The organism is Gilliamella sp. ESL0405 (genome assembly GCF_019469205.1).
Classification (GTDB): Bacteria; Pseudomonadota; Gammaproteobacteria; order Enterobacterales; family Orbaceae; genus Gilliamella.
Map to the genome: position 1 here is coordinate 1399896 of NZ_CP048265.1, position 16903 is coordinate 1416798.

Sequence of the window (16903 nt, forward strand, 5' to 3'; positions counted from 1 at the left end):
GCAAAGAAATCAATTTTTTATGGCTTATTGAGATCTTTTTCGTTTTAACATATCGACATATACCGCTAAGAAGATAATTACGCCTTTGGCAACCAATTGCCAAAATGAATTGACACCTAATAGATTCAAGCCATTATTAATAATACCGATAACAATGACACCTAAAATGGTGCCACTAATCCGACCTATTCCGCCTGACATAGATATGCCGCCAAGTACACAAGCGGCTATTGCATCCATTTCATATCCTTGTGCCACTGAAGGTTGCCCGGAATACATTCGAGCAGCAAGAACGATTCCGGCGAAAGCTGCTAAAAAACCGGCAATGGTATAAACAACGATTTCAATCCGTTTAATAGCAATACCAGATAATCTTGCTGCTTCACGATTACCACCCAACGCGTAAATATAGGTGCCTAAACGAGTACGATTTACCAGAACTAACATAATGACAATAAATACCAACATATAAATTACCGGGTATGGAATCATTCCCAAATAACCCGTACCAATGCGAGTAAAACTCTCATCAAAAATGCGAATGGATTGACCGCCACTATAAATGTAACCAACACCACGTGCGATCATCATCATCGCTAAAGTAACGATAAAGGGCGGAATACCGGTATAAGCAATAGCAACGCCGTTAGCTGCACCACAAAGCGTACCGATAAGCAAGCCTAAGAAAATTGCCGGAATGATGCCCATTTCGCCTATTGAGATAAATCCAACCGTCAGCGTGCCTGCCATTGCAACAATAGACCCCACCGATAAATCGATTCCACCTAATATGATGATCAACGTCATTCCTAATGCTAAGCACATATTGGTAGATACTTGTCGTAACACAGATAACATATTTTCTTGAGTCAGAAATACAGGGCTTGCAAAAGTTAAAATGACACTAATCAATAAAAGCGCAATTAATATCCCTATATTATGCGTAATGAAATTTTTAAAACTTCTGATAATAAAATTATTGGTTATTACCGATCGATGATAGAGCGTATCATCTGATTGTTTGATAGATTGGCTAGCCATTTTTAAGCTCTCCCTGTTGCTAATTTCATAATCTTTTCCTGTGTAAGTTCATCATGAGATAGTTCACCTTGGATTTGGCCATTAGCGACCACATAAACTCTGTCACACATATTGATAATCTCGGGTAGTTCTGATGAAATCATAATAATGGCTATACCGCTTGAACAAAGTTCATCGATGATTTGATAGATTTCAGCTTTGGCGCCAATATCTATTCCGCGAGTCGGTTCGTCTAAAATGATGACTTTAGGGTGAGTGGCTAACCATTTGGCTATGACCACTTTTTGTTGATTACCACCACTTAATTGGCCAACTATTTTGTCAGCACTTGGCGTTTTTATATTGAGTTTTTTAATATAGTATTGAATCATCTCCTTCTGCTTGTGTTGATTAACAAAGCAACCATGCATAAATTGTTGTAATACCGTGAGTGTGAGATTAAATGCTATACTATGAGATAATATCAGCCCCTGTTTTTTCCTATCTTCAGGTATTAATGCGATACCAATATCAATCGCATCTTGAGGAGAATTTATCTTAACCAGCTTATTATCAAAATAAATTTCTCCACTATCATATTTGTCTGCACCAAAAATGGCCTGCATGATTTCACTTCTTCCTGCACCCATAAGGCCAGAAAAGCCTAAAATTTCTCCTTTCTTCAATTTGAAATTGACATCACTAAAAAACCCTTTCTTAGTGAAATTCTTTACCTCTAATAGGCATTGACCATTTGATTGATAATGTCGTTGATAGTAATTATTTAAATGACGACCGACCATCATTTTGACCAATTCATCAATATTGGTTTCATTGGTATTGACTGTATCGACATAACTTCCGTCACGTATAACAGTAATTCGGTCAGTGATAGCAAATAACTCATCCATACGGTGTGAAATATAGATGATACTAACGTTATGTTCGGTTAACTTTTTAATCATTACAAAAAGCTGTGCGACTTCTTTATCGGTTAAAGAAGAAGTAGGCTCATCCATAATTAGTATGCGCACATTAAATGAAATGGCTTTAATGATTTCGATAAGTTGTTGTTGTGCAATGGTTAATTCATGAACAGGACGCAATACATCAATGGTTAACCCCATGCTTTGCATCATGATTTGTGCTTTGGCGATCATTTGACGATGATCTTTAAAACCTAATTTAGTCCTAGGCTCACGCCCTAAAAAGATGTTTTCATATACACTAATATAAGGAACTAATACAATTTCTTGATGAATGACATTAATTCCTCTTAATTGCGCATCTTTAATACCATTAATTATTTCGGTTTTACCGTAAATCATAATTTCACCGGCATCGGGTTTATAGATGCCACCGATAATTTTGATTAATGTTGATTTGCCGGCACCATTTTCGCCTAATAATCCATGCACTTCACATTGTTTTAAATTAAAATGCATGTCTTTTAATGCATGAACACCAGCAAACTTCTTTTCGATATGAGATAGTCGTAATACAACTTGTTCCATAGTAATATCACCTTATTGATAGCAATCGCTGGAAAAAGCTTAAGCAGATTGCTATTGCCAAACTTTTACGCCATTTTTTTCAATCATCTCTTTAGTGATAGGAAAAGTTGGTACTAAGATCTCTTTAGCTACAGGCTCTCCTGCTAAGACTTGCTTGCCGATTTTATATGTCTCTTTAGCCAACTGAATTGGTGCTTGTGCAACCGTTAATGTTAAATCACCATCGCTGAACGCTTTTTTACCGTCGGGTGAGCCATCAACTGTGTAAACTTTGACATTTTTTAGTTTATTAGATGCTTTTAAAGCAACAACGACACCTAATGCAGAAGGATCATTTACGGCAAAGAAAGCCTGTAAATCGGGGTGAGCTTGAATAATATCTTCAGCAATAGGCATAGTTACTTCTAAAGCACATTTTCCATTTTGTTGAGATACAACCTCAAATTTACTTTTATTATCACCTAAGCCGGCATAAAAACCATCCGCTCTTAACACACTGGCACGGTTAAACGGGCAATCAATTACTGCAATTTTTGCACCATTTGGAAAATCTTTGGCCATTTGTTCACCATTAATTTTACCTGCAAGGAAATTATCTGACGCTACAGTACTGACAACTAAGTCATCATCACTAATCGGGTTATCAATAACGACAACAGGAATTTGTTTTTGTTTAGCTGCCAGTAAGCCTTGTCTGATTCCTTCTGAATCGACAGCAATTAAATAAATGATGTCTACTTTTTGATTGATAACATCTTCCATCATAGATATCTGTTTGGCTTGGTCATATTGAGGGTCAATCAGAATATATTGATCATTATTTTGTTTAGCTATTTCAGAAAAAGTATCGGAGATAGCAGTAAAAAATGAGTTGTTCAAAGTTGAAGTGATAAAAGCAAACTTGATCGGCTTATTATCATCAGCATTTACAAGTTGAAAACAACCTGTAAAAAATACAATTAAAATTGTTAAGCATGTTGTTATGAATTTTTTCATAAAGCCACCTCGGATAATCAAATGATTTATAAACAAAATTTACTCATAAAGTTAAAGCATTAAAATAATGCTGAAATATTTTGAGCAAATCCAGCCTAATTATCCGAGATGATCTTGACAATATTAATCTTTACTTTTTTATTATTTATGATATCAAAGTCACTTTTTTTAAAAACTTGTAAAATGTAATTTATCAAGTTTAGCGGTTATGTCATACTATATATATTATTCAAAATTGATTAGGGATTACTATGGCAAATAAAAGTGAGCAGATATATCAAGAAATATTGTTGCAAATCAAAAGTGGCGTTTTAGATTGTCATAGTGCTCTGCCCTCTTCATCCGATTTGAGCCTGTTTTATAAAACATCTCGACCAACAATAAGCAAAGTATTTTCAAAGTTAAAAAATGAGGGCTATATTGAAGGCAAACAAGGCGGAAAGTTTTATGTTAGACAACCGGAAAATGAACAGGTAACAAAATATATTTGCGGCATCTTAGCACCAAGGCTAGAACAAGATGAAAGCCGCATGATTCTTGATAGTTTATATTCTCAAATCGCTAGTTTAGCAAATGATTATCAGTTTTCTCTTTTATGGGCGGGTATGCTAACTAAAAGCCAAAATATTCAATCTATTTTGAATGATGTAGAGAAGGTTATCATTAATTACACCAAAAATAATATTCATGGCATCTTTTTTACACCTTTAGAATTTCATCCTTATGCAAGCGTTATTAATCAAAAAATTATCGATCTCCTTAATCAATATGAGATACCTTGTATATTGCTTGAGCGTGATTATTGTCGGTTTCCTCATCGAGGCATGGCCGACTTAGTCAGTATTGACAATATTGCTGCCGGATATATTGTTACTCAGCATTTTCTTGAACAGAATCATAAGCAAATTGCTTTCGTTTCCAAAAGTGATTCTGCCAATACTATTGCATTAAGAATTATCGGCTATAAACAAGCGCTGGTTGATGCAGGAATTACCAAAGATTGGATTATTCAAATTCCGCAAATAGATGAAAAAGTAATAAATCAATTAGCAAAATTAAATATTAAGCATGTTGTTTGTGGTAACGACTTCACCGCAATGCAATTAATTTCATTAAATCAGAGAATCAATCCAAAACATAAATTATTTACCATCAGCTTTGATGATGCAGATTACGCTTGTCATCTTGCTACCCCACTTTCAACATACAGGCAACCGTTGGCAAGTATTGCCTTAACTGCGGTTGAAACGCTAATTCAGCGAGTCAATAACCCAGCATTACCGATTCGTACTATCTATGTCAATGGAGAATTAGTGATTCGGGCATCAAGTGGAACTTAATATCGCCCGTATTGATATCGGCTCTTAATAAAAATACCGATATGCAGCAAATATGTGATAATCATGTTAAACATAAAGTGACAGTGTCACCACAATAAGCAGCTTTTACAGTCAGGTTTAAAAAACATTCGATTAAAACAGCTAAATTTTTAAAAATAATTCTCTACTTTTGAACGGCTTTGAACCGACATAAGGTTTCATCGCCATACGGGTAAATCGTTTGGCCGCTTTGAGGGTATCTTCATCATCAAACTGCCTATGACCTAATGCTAATACTTGTTTACCTGTAAAACTGGTACTATTTTGCATTAAGCTACTGATAAATCCTTTTTCTGATTGATATTGATAGGACATTGATTCAACAATTTCATCGCCGGTTACACTGCAATGAAAAAAATCAACGTGATAACCCAGATTCTCTAATAATGCTAATTCAAAAACTCTTAATACCTTTTCAGCAGGCGTTTGTTGAGCCAATTGTTGGATACTTTTAAGATAATCATCAAACAGGGTTGTCATTTCGGTTTCAGCGACTAACACCCGGTGTAATAATTCATTTAGATAAAAAGCGCTATATAGCCAAATCGAGACCAAAGGTAGCGTGAGCGAAATCGCCTCAACCTGACGTAAGTTTTTGATTTCACCGTGCCCAGAATACTGCACAATTAATGGCGTAAAAGGTTGTAATATGCCTTTAAGAGACGATTTTTTTCGCCTTGCACCTTTTGCCAATATGGTAATTTTCCCGACATTTTCTACAAACAAGTCAACCAATAAGCTGCTTTCGCTATAAGTTCTTGTATGTAGCACAAATGCTCTTTGCCAATTTTCCATTCAAAAAACCTTTTAATTACCTAGTTTATTTAATTAAAAATAGTATCTGACCAAAATTTGAGTAATTTTATGAAATTTTCAACTGAACTTCTGCTGAAAATCCGATATAATCAATAACTAATTATGGGATAACTAAAAGAAAAATTAAAAACTATGGAACTATTTTCAACAATCTTACTTCTTGTATTAATTGTATCACTTTCCGGTGTCGTTATAAAAATGCTACCAATACAAATTCCACTACCGCTAATGCAAATCCTATTAGGTTGTATGTTAGCTGCTTTTGGTGTTTATTTGAAATTTGATCCGGAACTATTCCTTGTCTTATTTATTCCACCATTACTTTTTGCTGATGGTCGAAAAACTTCAGTTAAAGACTTTGTGTACAATTTTAGAGAGATTGTTGGACTAGCACTTGTTTTAGTTGTTATATCGATTATCGCTTTAGGCTATTTTTTATATTGGATGTTACCAAACGTACAATTAGCGGCAGCTTTAGCTTTAGCAGCAGTATTATCCCCAACCGATGCGGTCGCATTAAGTGGTATTGTGGGTAAAGGCCGCATTGATAAAGAAAAAATGGAAATCATTGAAGGTGAAGCGTTAATGAATGATGCTTCAGGCTTGGTATCGTTAAAATTTGCTATTGCCATTGCCGCTGGAGTATTACAATTTAATTTAATTCAAATTAGTATTACATTCTTTATTGTTGCTATTGGTGGTTTGGCTGTCGGTGTATTATTTACCTGGTTATATGCACGTATTTTACGTAAAATTAATCAGCTCACTCACAATGACCCGGCAATTCAAATTGTTCTACTATTCTTACTCCCTTTTGCCGCTTATATCATCGCTGAAGAGTGCCATTGTTCAGGCATTTTAGCCGCAGTGAGTGCCGGTATGACAGTTAACCACTCCAATATGATGCGAAATGCTCCATTAACTGCACGGTTACAATCCGATAGCACTTGGTCTATGTTAACCTTTGTCTTTAATGGATTTGTGTTTATTTTATTAGGCATTCAGTTACCGAGTATTTTAGATAATACTTTTGCTGAAAACCAAACTGATGCCTCAATTGAATTATGGCAATTATGCTTAATTGTATTGTTTGTATTTATTGTGTTAATGTCCACCAGATTTGCCTGGTTATGGGCAATGAAACACATGCCGACGATGCCATTTGGTACAAAACGCCCTCTTGCATTTAGATCATACACGACAAGAGATCTTTTAGTTTCAACCTTTGCTGGTGTGCGCGGTGCCATTACATTGGCTGGTGTTTTATCCATTCCGATGACTATTGGTGGTCGTTACCAGTTAGTCTTTATTGCAACGGGTATTATCTTAGTTTCATTGATAGTTGCGGTCATTGTATTACCTATTTTATTACGTGGTAGCGTGATTTTAGATAATTCAGAACAAGATAATGAAATTTTAACCGTCAAAGGCCAAATGGCAGAAGAAGCGATTGTTAGTCTGGAAAAGATGCAAAGCAATTTACTGCAAGAAACTTCTGAAGCGGGTCTGGATCAAGAAATTATCCATGAAGTTGGTTCACGTGTTATTGGTTCATTAAGACGAAGAACGGGTCTTAAAGATTTAGAACAAAAGGCGTTAGAAGCAGAAAACTTAGAAAGACGTATGCGTTTAGTTGCTATCGGTGCTGAGCGTACAGCTTTATTACAAATGAAAGTTCGTAATGAAGTAAGTGAAGAAACATTTGAACATTTAAATACTGACTTAGATATTTATGAAAAAATGATTTCCGGAGATGCCTAAATGATTGGAAACAAGCATCAATTTCTAAGCAAAATCCATTCACAATTTGTCGATAAAGCCCCTCAAATGCTGGGGCTTACACTCAAATGTGTGCCTTTTGAAGTTAAAAAACGCACTATTGAGCAATTATTACAGTTGCAATTTAAACAATCGCTTGAAGATGGTGACCTTGATTTTTTAGAAGATCGTTGGTTGAAAATTCAAGTGACCGATTTAGATCTTATTTGGTTTGTTAGCCTTATTGAAAACAAATTGGTAGTCAGTCGGGAAGAAATTGCAGATGTCTCTTTTATCGGTAATGCTAATGATTTAATCATGATAGCCACCCGACGCCAAGACCCGGATACCCTTTTCTTTCAACGCCGATTAATTGTTGAAGGAGACACTGAATTAGGGTTATATGTGAAAAACCTAATGGATTCTATTGAACTCGAAGCAATGCCTAAATTCTTAAGGCTCACGCTTGAAAAACTAGCAGATATTATCCAAACCTCGCCAATCCATTAATATATTGCCCTCAGTTATTGGGGGCTATGTGACACTAAACTCCCCTTTTCTATTTAACGATTTAAATAGTTTTTTAACACCCTATACTCATAAACTAAAGGTTATTTTTCTTAGGTGTTTTAACGAAGATTAATGATTTTTGATCTTGATTATCTGCCTGCTTTTGTTAAATCAATTAATTTTGAAAACTTACCATTTGGCTAAAATAAAATATATAAAAAAATAATAAACATTTGATCATTTACTGATCAGATAAGCCACCACAATAAATTTTATCAATAATAAAGAGAGGAGATACCAATAATCTGAGACGATATAATATGGTCAAAATCAGATAATTATAACTATTGCCATTAATACATAAAAGTGACCCTATTTCGAATCATGTGAACATCATTATTTTCAACTCTCTGAAAACGAATAAACGCTGGTTTATGTGACATTTTCAGTACTTTCATTTTAGTTTTCTTAAAAATCATATTATTAGAAATCTTAAGTCAACATGATTTAAGATATCTCAAATATTAAATGAGGTGTCATATGGCAACAGAAACAATAGGTCAACGAATACGTAAACGAAGAAAAGCTTTAAATTTAACGCAAAAAAACTTAGCAAAAACATTAAATGACGCAACTCATGGTTCTATATCTCAATGGGAATCAGATACAACATCACCAAGTGCCAAAAATTTATATGATTTATCTAAAGCATTAGAATGCGATTTTGTGTGGTTACTTAATGGTGGTGAAGAATCAAGCGTGATCCCTGCTTCATTCAAATCCCATAAAGTCCCGCTTATCGATTACTCCCAAGTTAGAATATGGATAGATTCAAAAGAACAGAAAAATGTCACTGTTTTAACTCATATTATGACATCATTGAAATTATCCAATAAAGCATTTGCCATTGAAATAGTTGGCGATTCAATGGAGCCAGAATTTAAAGAAGGTGATGTTGTTATCATTGATCCCGATATACAACCTACCCCCGGCGAATTTATCGTAGCAATTATTCCGGAGTGGCAAGCCACTTTTCGAAAATATCGTGAATTAGGTCAGGATAGCGACGAAAAAATGCTGTTTGAAATTATGCCACTTAATCGCGATTACACGGCAATGAGCAATAAAAAACAACAAATTAGTATTGTTGGCACAATGGTTGAGCATAGAATATTTAGAAGAAAAAGATAAAAATTTTTTTATTACACCAAAACAGATAATCGGTATAGTTTAATGATAAAGATATCAAATCAAAAACATACCCCATACCAACAAATCACTTCAAATAACCAACACTAAAAAGTATAGATCATAACTCCAACAAAACTGGGAGTTATGTGCTTATCATTTTAGATAATTATTTAAAAAATCGTATTTAATTCCGTTCAATTTCAAACAGCGTTTTATACTTTTAACATTTTTTTTATAAAAATCCCTTATTTATTTTTCAAATTTGATAAAAATGTTAATTAAATTTAGAAATCTTAAATTTATTATTGACATTTAATTTTAGATGTCTTAAATAGACAACTCGTTTTGAATTTTAGATAGGTTTACTTAAAGTGAAAAATGAAAGAAAAACAAAATCAGTTAATGAGTTATTCTTTATTATGCGCTTTTCGTTAGTCATTTCTGAAATCAAAACGAGTTTCATTCCGATAAAAGCTATCCTTCCAAAATAGCTTGAAAAATCTGACAGCTGGAAAGACAGCGATATACTACATCCTTTTTGCCCTCGTTAATGAGGGCTTTTTTTGATAGCAAAGGGATTTAATCTGGCTATTTAACGGCACTCAAACTCTTCTAATGACAAATTTGAAAGGCAATTGTGACATTTTATGCTATGCTTAGCGTCAATGAATAACTAGTATTCTATACTGATAATACGGCGAAACATGCTTAATCATTATTAAGTCAAATAGCTATCATGTTATACCATAGACTTTCAGTTTTTATCGGGTATTAAAAAGCTAGTTCGGAACTCAATTTGTACACATTTGCAAGTGAACAGATAAAAACAGTTAAACAGCCAAAAAACAAAAATGTGCTAAACAGATTATATCTAATAAAATATAAATAAAAATAACAATCACGGGCAAAGTTACACAATGAAAAACAATTCAGAACAGCCAACATTTTATTTTCATGATTATGAAACTTTTGGTATCAACCCTGCTTTAGACCGCCCCGCTCAATTTGCCGGCGTTAGAACCGATTGTGATTTTAATATAATTGAAGAGCCTTTGGTCATTTACTGCCAATTAGCGCCAGACTATTTACCCAATCCAGAAGCTGCACTAATTACTGGTATTACACCACAAATTGCCAATCAAAAAGGTGTGTGCGAAGCTGAATTTACCCAATTAATTTATCAAGCGTTTAGCAAAGCTAATACCTGTATTTTGGGTTATAACAATATTCGCTTTGATGATGAAGTTACTCGTAATATTTTATACCGTAATTTTTATGATCCCTATGCGTATAGTTGGCAAAATGGCAATTCCAGATGGGATCTTCTTGATGTTGTTCGAGCTTGTTATGCCTTAAGACCGGATGGAATTAACTGGCCAACTAACGATTTAGGTTTACCCAGCTTTAGGTTAGAACATTTAACAAAAGCCAATAATATTGCTCACGAACATGCGCATGATGCCATGTCAGATGTTTATGCCACCATTGCCATGGCGAAACTGATAAAAGAGAAACAACCGAAACTTTTTCAATATTTTCTCTCAATGCGACATAAAAACAAAGTTGCCGAACTTATTGATGTAATCAATATGACACCAATAGTCCATGTTTCAGGAATGCTAGGCAGCTATCGAGGCAATCTGTCTTTAGTCTGCCCTATCGCCTGGCATCCAAGTAACAGTAATGCCGTTATTGTTTGTGATCTCACCGGGGATGTGGATTCAATCATCAATTTACCCGTTGAGCAAATTAAAGAAAAGCTTTATACCAAAACAGAAGATTTAGAACTTAATGAATCTCGCATTCCGCTAAAATTAATACACAGCAACAAATGCCCTATTGTGGCACCGTTAAAAACATTGTTACCACAAAATGCTCAGCGATTTAATATCGATATTGACCAGTGCTTAGCAAAGCAACAAAAACTATTACAACATCAAATTGTACTGCAAGACAAAATGCGCGCATTATTTGATACTCAGCAGGACTACCCGATAAGTGATGATGTCGATGCCCAAATTTATAACGGTTTTTTAAATAGTCAGGATAAACTGCGTTGCCAGACTATTCGAACAACACCTATTGAATTATTGACAAGTTTATCATTGGATTTTGATGATCCTCGTCTGAGTAAGCTATTTTTTAGGTATAAAGCGAGAAATTATCCTCAAACTTTAACAGAACAAGAACAAATGATTTGGCGAGATCATTGTCGTGACAAGCTCACATCAGCAAAAGTCCAAGACTATCTATTAACACTCGAACAGCTTGCAGAAGCTAGCTATCAACAACCGGATAAAATCGCAATAATTAAACAACTTTATCATTATTGCCATTATTTAGTTGGATAATTCAATTTTACGGGCGTATCATACGCCTAAAAATATTTGTGTCATTCACAGCAACCGGAATGATGATCATCATTAAAGTTTAAAAATAATAGCATTGACGTTATGAAACATTTTTTAGCCAAACATGCCACGGTAAAACATCGGCTTTATTCTTTATACTATACACTTTTCAGTTACGGACGAGGGCTAATCATATTAACCCTTTGTTTGTGGGCAGGGAATATTCTTTCTGAGCTGTTACCGATCATGATACCCGGCAGTATTATCGGTTTATTAATTTTATTTTTCTTATTGGCTTTTCAATTGATCCCAACATGTTGGATTAAAAACAGTTGTAATCTGTTTATGCGTTATATGACAGTGCTTTTTATTCCCGCAGCTATGGGCATCATGGATAATTACGCTTTGTTGTTAAAAAACTGGGTACCGATTATCTTTGCTAGTGTTGGTGGTTCATTTATAGTATTGCTCTTAACTGCTTATTTAACTGAGTTTTTACATAAACCAGAAAAATCATCACTTCATCAAACACCAAACGAGGAAAAACAATCATGATATGGATGTTACCTCTTACACTATTTATTTTTCTTATTATCCGTAAAATCGCATTTAAAATTAAAACACCATTATTTAATCCTTTGGTTATTTCAGTCATTGTTTTAATTCCAATTTTACTTGTAACCCAAACCACCTATACACAATATCTAAGCAATGTAAAAATTATCAACGATTTGCTGCCTTACTCCGTAGTTGCCTTAGCCTATCCATTGTATGAGTTAATACCTCAAATCAAAGCTCGCTGGAAATCGATAATGATAATCACCTTCACGGCTTCCATTGCTTCAATGATTACAGGTGTTTGTATTGCATTTTGGTTAGGTGGAGATAATGAAGTGGCGGCATCAGTTTTACCTAAATCAGTGACAACTGCCATTGCCGTGACGATTGCAAGTGATCAAGGTGGTGTTCCGTCTATTGCTGCATTGTGCGTAATACTTGTCGGTACGCTTGGTGGTATATTCGGACATCAAATACTCAATTTTGCGAAAATAAAATCAGCGTCAGCAAGAGGTTTATCAATAGGTGCAGTATCACATGCTGTTGGTACAGCTCGTTGCATTGAGGTAAATTACAATGAAGGTGCCTATAGCTCTTTGTCATTAGTTCTCTGCGGTATCATGACATCATTGACAGCACCTTTTTTATTTCCAATAATGGTATTTATTTTTAATTGGTTTTAGTATGACGTTGAAAAAATTTATTGGCTGTTTGGTCGGGTTTTGCATATTAATCATAGTGATAATTATCGGCCTAGATCGCTGGATTAGCTATAAAACAGCGCCATACATCTATCATGATGCAGACAAACTACCTCATCGAGCAATCGGCGTTGTTCTCGGCACGTCAAAATATGTTCAAGGTGGCGGTATTAACGGTTTTTATCGAAGCCGAATAGAGGGAGCGATCAATCTCTATTGGCAAAAAAAAGTCGATTATTTAATTCTTAGCGGTGATAACGCCCTGCTAAGTTATAATGAACCAATTACGATGAAAAAAGATTTAATAAAAGCCGGGATCCCTCAAGAATCGATTGTTTTAGATTATGCCGGTTTTCGAACTTTAGACTCAGTGGTAAGAGCCAATAAAGTATTTAATGCTGATGATTTCACTATTATCACTCAAGAATTTCATTGTGAACGAGCAATCTTTATTGCCCTTGCTCAAGGGATTCAAGCACAGTGTTTTGCTGTTCCGTCGCCTAGCAGCATGAAATTAGTTCGAATCCGTGAAATATTTGCGCGAGTTAAAGCATTTATTGATCTGTACATACTGGATAATCAACCGAAATACCTTGGACCTGCCATGCCTATCATTACTGATGATCAATAATTAGAGCGTTAAAATCTTGTCAAGAACTTTCAGAAAATATATACGTTTAAGTATAAAAATGGTTAAATCATCGCAATTAAAAAGGTTTAATCTTGAAAATTGACTTCCAGCTTTTATGTTTAAGGAATCTTAGGATAACGGTTGACTGCTTTATAAGTTCTACGACTGAATTTAATGCATATTTCACAATTAGCAACTGAGGTTAACACATCAATTGAAAGCTCCATGATACCTAAACAATCAAAATAACTGGCAATGCCTTTACTATTATTAATAATCGTCACTTGCTAGTAACAAAAAATCCTGTCAAGAACTTTCAGAAAATATATGCGTTTTAGTATAAAAACCAATTTAAATTTTATTGAGTCTCAAATTTTAGATTGCATTTTTATGCAAAAAAAAGTAATATTTAGTCAATTGAAATTTATGTTAAACGAATAATGAATATTGAATTAAGCCATATTAACTGTTTTTATGGTGATCATCAGGCATTGAATGATGTCTCACTGTGTTATCCATTAGGTGAAACGATCGTATTACTTGGTCAAAGTGGCGCAGGTAAAAGCTCGTTATTAAAAGTATTTAATTTGCTTGAAATACCAACCTCAGGCGAAATGACAATTGCCGATTCACATTTTGATTTTTCCAAAAAAATTAGCGAATCAGCGATTCGATCATTGCGTAAAAATGTTGGCATGGTTTTTCAAAATTATAATTTATGGCCACATTTAACTGTGCTTGAAAACTTAATTGAAGCACCTTGTCAGGTATTAAAGCTTTCAAAAAAAGAAGCAAGTGATAAAGCGATGGCAATTTTAAATCGGTTACAGATTGCAGAAATGGCAGATCGCTACCCTCTCCACCTTTCCGGAGGACAACAACAACGAGTTGCGATTGCTAGAGCATTAATGATGGAGCCACAAATATTATTATTTGATGAGCCTACTGCGGCTTTAGATCCCGCAATTACATCACAAATTGCGGAAATTATTAACGAGCTGTCGCAAACAGGTATTACTCAAATTATTGTCACGCATGAAGTTGATTTTGCTCGCAAAGTGGCATCACAAGTAATTTACATGGAGCATGGTAAAATTGTTGAGCAAGGACAACTTGAATGTTTTGCTCATCCAAAAACCGAAGCATTTAAAGCTTATTTATCACATTAATAATATTCAATTTGGGTGGATATATGAAAAAAACATTACTAGCCATTTTTCTTGCCGGTGCTGCATTGACAGCTCAAGCAGCAGAAAACTTAACAATCGGTACAGAAGCAACTTATGCGCCGTTTGAATTTACCAATGATAAAAATGAAATTGTTGGATTTGATATTGATGTAATTAACAAAGTTTGTGAAGAGATGAAAGTATCTTGCAAAATTGTTAATCAATCTTTTGACGGTTTAATTCCAAGCTTAAAAACCCGTCGTATTGATGCGGCAATTGCCGGCATAGACATCACTCCTGAGCGTCAAAAACAGGTCGATTTCACGAAAATCTATTATGATGACAGTTCGATCCAGTTCATCACATTAAAAGATACATTAACTAGCCTTGATCAATTAAAAGGTAAACGTGTTGGTATTCAAAAAGGGACAACTTATTCAAAATACTTAGCTGAAAAGTTCCCGGATGTTAAAGCAGTAAGCTACGATAGCTATCAATTTGCTTTCTTAGATTTAAAAGCCAAACGTATTGATGCTATTGTTTCAAGCTCTTTTGTTGCTGGTGACTGGTTAGGTAAAGATGCGGATATTGTTGCATTAGGCGATAAAATCACCGACCATGAATTTTTTGGTGAAGGCTTAGGTATTGCCTTACGAAAAGGTAATGATCAATTACTTGAGCAATTTAATAACGCCATTGATAAACTGAAAGCCAATGGCGAATTAGATGCGATTTATAAAAAATGGTTTAATAAATAATTATTAACCAGTTAGCTACTGTCTTATTGTGATCTCGCCGCATATTCTGCGGCGAGTTTATTTTTTAATTTAACTACGGTTTTTTTATGTCAGATTTTTTTGCACACGGTATAGACTCAATACTCTCTTCAATGGATGGGTATATATTGCCGCTTACCCAAGCGACAGCAATCACATTATCATTGGCTTTTGTGTCGCTGATTATTGGAATGTTTTTTGCCTTTATATTTACCATTTTAGAATCGGTACCGGTTAAACCGGTTGCATGGCTGATGTCTCTTTTTAATTTGACAATTAGAGCGTTACCGGAATTATTGATCGTTGTCGCTATCTACACTGGTTTGCCTCTATTGTTAATCGCATTAGATGACGGTTTCACTGTTTCACTCGGTTTTACCTCTTTTACTGTAAAAATGCACATTGAAAACACTCAACCGTCTCCATTTTTGTGTGGTGTTATAGCGTTGTCGCTACTCTATGCAGTTTACGCTTCTCAAACACTTCGTGGCGCTTTTAAAGCCATATCAAACGGACAGAAGCAAGCAGCTCAAGTTTTAGGGCTTAGCAAAACAAGGACATTTTTTCGCATTATTATGCCGCAAATGTGGCGCCATGCCATACCGGGTTTAAGTAATCAATGGCTAATTTTATTAAAAGATACCGCTTTAGTATCGGCAATTGCAATCGATGATCTTATGATGCAAACCAAAACCATTATAGCCCGGACTAATCAACCGTTTTTATGGTATTTCATTGCAATGATTATCTATCTGATTATTTCGATTTTGAGTCAGAAAGTGATAACACGAATTGAAAAACGAGCAACTTATTTCGAACAACCAACATCAACAAATAGTTAGTAAGGTCATATTATGTCTGATAATTTTATCTATTATCTTAGCGTTATTCTTAAAGGACTTCCTGATACATTGAGTTTGGGAATTTTGGGGATATTATCGGCAGGACTTTTAGCTATCTGTTTTTCTTGCTTATTATCATTAAATTCGTCAATTTTAACTAAGGTTATTCGAACTTACATTATCATCTTTACCGGTTCGCCTTTATTAGTGCAACTGTTTTTAATTTACTACGGGCCTTCTCAATTTGGTGATATTTTAAGTAAAATGCCAAATTTTTACGCATTCATCTCATCCCCTTGGTTCTGTGCTTATTTGGCATTAACCTTAAATAGTGCGGCTTATACCACCCAAATATTTTACGGTGCACTAAAATCGGTGCCTAAGGGACAATGGCAAGCATGTGAAGCCTTAGGCATGAATAAGCTACAAAGCTTAAAAATAGTTATGCCATATGCTTTAAAACGTTCACTTTCCACCTATTCCAATGAAGTGGTCTTTGTGGTCAAAGGCACTGCGTTAGCTTCCATGATTCCAGTAATGGATATTATGGGATACAGCAATGAGCTCAATGGAGATTATTACGATTTCTCTATTTTTATTGTCGCTGGGTTAATCTACCTCTTGATAAATGGTATTTTAAGCACCATTATGAGGATTATAGAGAAAAAAGCCCTCACATTCGAAAACTAAT

Annotated in this window: 16 protein-coding genes; 12 read left to right on the forward strand and 4 right to left on the reverse strand. The window is 34.8% G+C overall.

Features of this window, described 5'->3' with window-relative positions:
* Positions 1–24 precede the first annotated feature (24 nt).
* The 3 genes from GYM74_RS06115 to GYM74_RS06125 are packed head-to-tail and all read right to left on the reverse strand — an operon-like array spanning position 25 to position 3530.
* Entirely contained in the window at positions 25–1041 is a 1017-nt protein-coding gene (locus GYM74_RS06115) for an ABC transporter permease (protein WP_220219594.1), read from the reverse strand.
* Between the two features lie 2 nt (positions 1042–1043).
* Positions 1044–2534: a sugar ABC transporter ATP-binding protein gene (locus tag GYM74_RS06120; RefSeq protein WP_220219595.1), complete on the reverse strand. Its 1491-nt coding sequence runs from the start codon at positions 2532–2534 to the stop codon at positions 1044–1046.
* Positions 2535–2585: 51 nt separating this feature from the next.
* Entirely contained in the window at positions 2586–3530 is a 945-nt protein-coding gene (locus GYM74_RS06125) for a sugar ABC transporter substrate-binding protein (protein ID WP_220219596.1), read from the reverse strand.
* Positions 3531–3781: 251 nt separating this feature from the next.
* Here GYM74_RS06125 and GYM74_RS06130 point away from each other — a divergent pair, with 251 nt between their 5' ends.
* A complete protein-coding gene (locus GYM74_RS06130; protein ID WP_220219597.1) occupies positions 3782–4870 on the forward strand; it encodes a GntR family transcriptional regulator in 1089 nt (362 codons plus the stop codon).
* A 141-nt stretch (positions 4871–5011) separates the two neighbouring features.
* Here the strand turns inward: GYM74_RS06130 and recO are convergent, their stop codons facing one another.
* Complete coding sequence (gene recO / locus GYM74_RS06135) at positions 5012–5704, reverse strand: DNA repair protein RecO (protein WP_220217346.1); 693 nt, start codon at positions 5702–5704, stop codon at positions 5012–5014.
* Positions 5705–5857: 153 nt separating this feature from the next.
* On the opposite strand from recO, the gene GYM74_RS06140 reads away from it, so the two are divergent.
* The 11 genes from GYM74_RS06140 to artM all read left to right on the forward strand — a co-directional run bounded on the left by GYM74_RS06140 (position 5858) and on the right by artM (position 16902).
* On the forward strand, positions 5858–7486 hold the full coding sequence (locus GYM74_RS06140) for a Na+/H+ antiporter (protein ID WP_220217347.1): 1629 nt from the start codon (positions 5858–5860) through the stop codon (positions 7484–7486).
* Positions 7487–7993: an SCP2 domain-containing protein gene (locus GYM74_RS06145; RefSeq protein WP_220217348.1), complete on the forward strand. Its 507-nt coding sequence runs from the start codon at positions 7487–7489 to the stop codon at positions 7991–7993.
* Between the two features lie 540 nt (positions 7994–8533).
* Entirely contained in the window at positions 8534–9184 is a 651-nt protein-coding gene (locus tag GYM74_RS06150) for a S24 family peptidase (protein ID WP_220217349.1), read from the forward strand.
* A 917-nt stretch (positions 9185–10101) separates the two neighbouring features.
* On the forward strand, positions 10102–11535 hold the full coding sequence (sbcB, locus tag GYM74_RS06155; protein ID WP_220217350.1) for an exodeoxyribonuclease I: 1434 nt from the start codon (positions 10102–10104) through the stop codon (positions 11533–11535).
* Between the two features lie 102 nt (positions 11536–11637).
* Complete coding sequence (locus GYM74_RS06160) at positions 11638–12090, forward strand: CidA/LrgA family protein (RefSeq protein ID WP_220217351.1); 453 nt, start codon at positions 11638–11640, stop codon at positions 12088–12090.
* Positions 12087–12776 carry a CidB/LrgB family autolysis modulator gene (locus GYM74_RS06165; protein ID WP_220217352.1) on the forward strand — a complete coding sequence of 230 codons (690 nt, stop codon included), beginning with the start codon at positions 12087–12089 and terminating at the stop codon, positions 12774–12776. Before GYM74_RS06160 ends, GYM74_RS06165 begins: the two co-directional genes overlap by 4 nt.
* A gap of 1 nt (position 12777) precedes the next feature.
* Positions 12778–13425, forward strand: coding sequence for an ElyC/SanA/YdcF family protein (locus GYM74_RS06170; RefSeq protein ID WP_220217353.1), 648 nt, complete (start codon positions 12778–12780; stop codon positions 13423–13425).
* A gap of 440 nt (positions 13426–13865) precedes the next feature.
* Positions 13866–14594: an arginine ABC transporter ATP-binding protein ArtP gene (gene artP / locus GYM74_RS06175; protein ID WP_220217354.1), complete on the forward strand. Its 729-nt coding sequence runs from the start codon at positions 13866–13868 to the stop codon at positions 14592–14594.
* A gap of 23 nt (positions 14595–14617) precedes the next feature.
* Positions 14618–15352: a transporter substrate-binding domain-containing protein gene (locus GYM74_RS06180; protein ID WP_220217355.1), complete on the forward strand. Its 735-nt coding sequence runs from the start codon at positions 14618–14620 to the stop codon at positions 15350–15352.
* A 131-nt stretch (positions 15353–15483) separates the two neighbouring features.
* Positions 15484–16212 (forward strand): arginine ABC transporter permease ArtQ, encoded by a 729-nt coding sequence (gene artQ / locus GYM74_RS06185; RefSeq protein ID WP_366518659.1) that lies wholly within the window; start codon positions 15484–15486, stop codon positions 16210–16212.
* A gap of 12 nt (positions 16213–16224) precedes the next feature.
* Entirely contained in the window at positions 16225–16902 is a 678-nt protein-coding gene (artM, locus tag GYM74_RS06190; RefSeq protein ID WP_220217357.1) for an arginine ABC transporter permease ArtM, read from the forward strand.
* The last annotated feature ends 1 nt before the right edge of the window (position 16903 follow it).

What these genes read in the sequence shown, in the direction of transcription:
- sbcB (WP_220217350.1), top strand. Translation starts at nt 10,102, where the DNA reads ATGAAAAACAATTCAGAACAGCCAACATTTTATTTTCATGATTATGAA.
- GYM74_RS06170 (WP_220217353.1), top strand. Translation starts at nt 12,778, where the DNA reads ATGACGTTGAAAAAATTTATTGGCTGTTTGGTCGGGTTTTGCATATTA.
- artQ (WP_366518659.1), top strand. Translation starts at nt 15,484, where the DNA reads ATGGATGGGTATATATTGCCGCTTACCCAAGCGACAGCAATCACATTA.
- recO (WP_220217346.1), bottom strand. Translation starts at nt 5,704, where the DNA reads ATGGAAAATTGGCAAAGAGCATTTGTGCTACATACAAGAACTTATAGC.
- artP (WP_220217354.1), top strand. Translation starts at nt 13,866, where the DNA reads ATGAATATTGAATTAAGCCATATTAACTGTTTTTATGGTGATCATCAG.
- GYM74_RS06125 (WP_220219596.1), bottom strand. Translation starts at nt 3,530, where the DNA reads ATGAAAAAATTCATAACAACATGCTTAACAATTTTAATTGTATTTTTT.
- GYM74_RS06140 (WP_220217347.1), top strand. Translation starts at nt 5,858, where the DNA reads ATGGAACTATTTTCAACAATCTTACTTCTTGTATTAATTGTATCACTT.
- GYM74_RS06160 (WP_220217351.1), top strand. Translation starts at nt 11,638, where the DNA reads ATGAAACATTTTTTAGCCAAACATGCCACGGTAAAACATCGGCTTTAT.
- GYM74_RS06180 (WP_220217355.1), top strand. Translation starts at nt 14,618, where the DNA reads ATGAAAAAAACATTACTAGCCATTTTTCTTGCCGGTGCTGCATTGACA.
- GYM74_RS06120 (WP_220219595.1), bottom strand. Translation starts at nt 2,534, where the DNA reads ATGGAACAAGTTGTATTACGACTATCTCATATCGAAAAGAAGTTTGCT.
- GYM74_RS06145 (WP_220217348.1), top strand. Translation starts at nt 7,487, where the DNA reads ATGATTGGAAACAAGCATCAATTTCTAAGCAAAATCCATTCACAATTT.
- GYM74_RS06115 (WP_220219594.1), bottom strand. Translation starts at nt 1,041, where the DNA reads ATGGCTAGCCAATCTATCAAACAATCAGATGATACGCTCTATCATCGA.
- artM (WP_220217357.1), top strand. Translation starts at nt 16,225, where the DNA reads ATGTCTGATAATTTTATCTATTATCTTAGCGTTATTCTTAAAGGACTT.
- GYM74_RS06165 (WP_220217352.1), top strand. Translation starts at nt 12,087, where the DNA reads ATGATATGGATGTTACCTCTTACACTATTTATTTTTCTTATTATCCGT.
- GYM74_RS06130 (WP_220219597.1), top strand. Translation starts at nt 3,782, where the DNA reads ATGGCAAATAAAAGTGAGCAGATATATCAAGAAATATTGTTGCAAATC.
- GYM74_RS06150 (WP_220217349.1), top strand. Translation starts at nt 8,534, where the DNA reads ATGGCAACAGAAACAATAGGTCAACGAATACGTAAACGAAGAAAAGCT.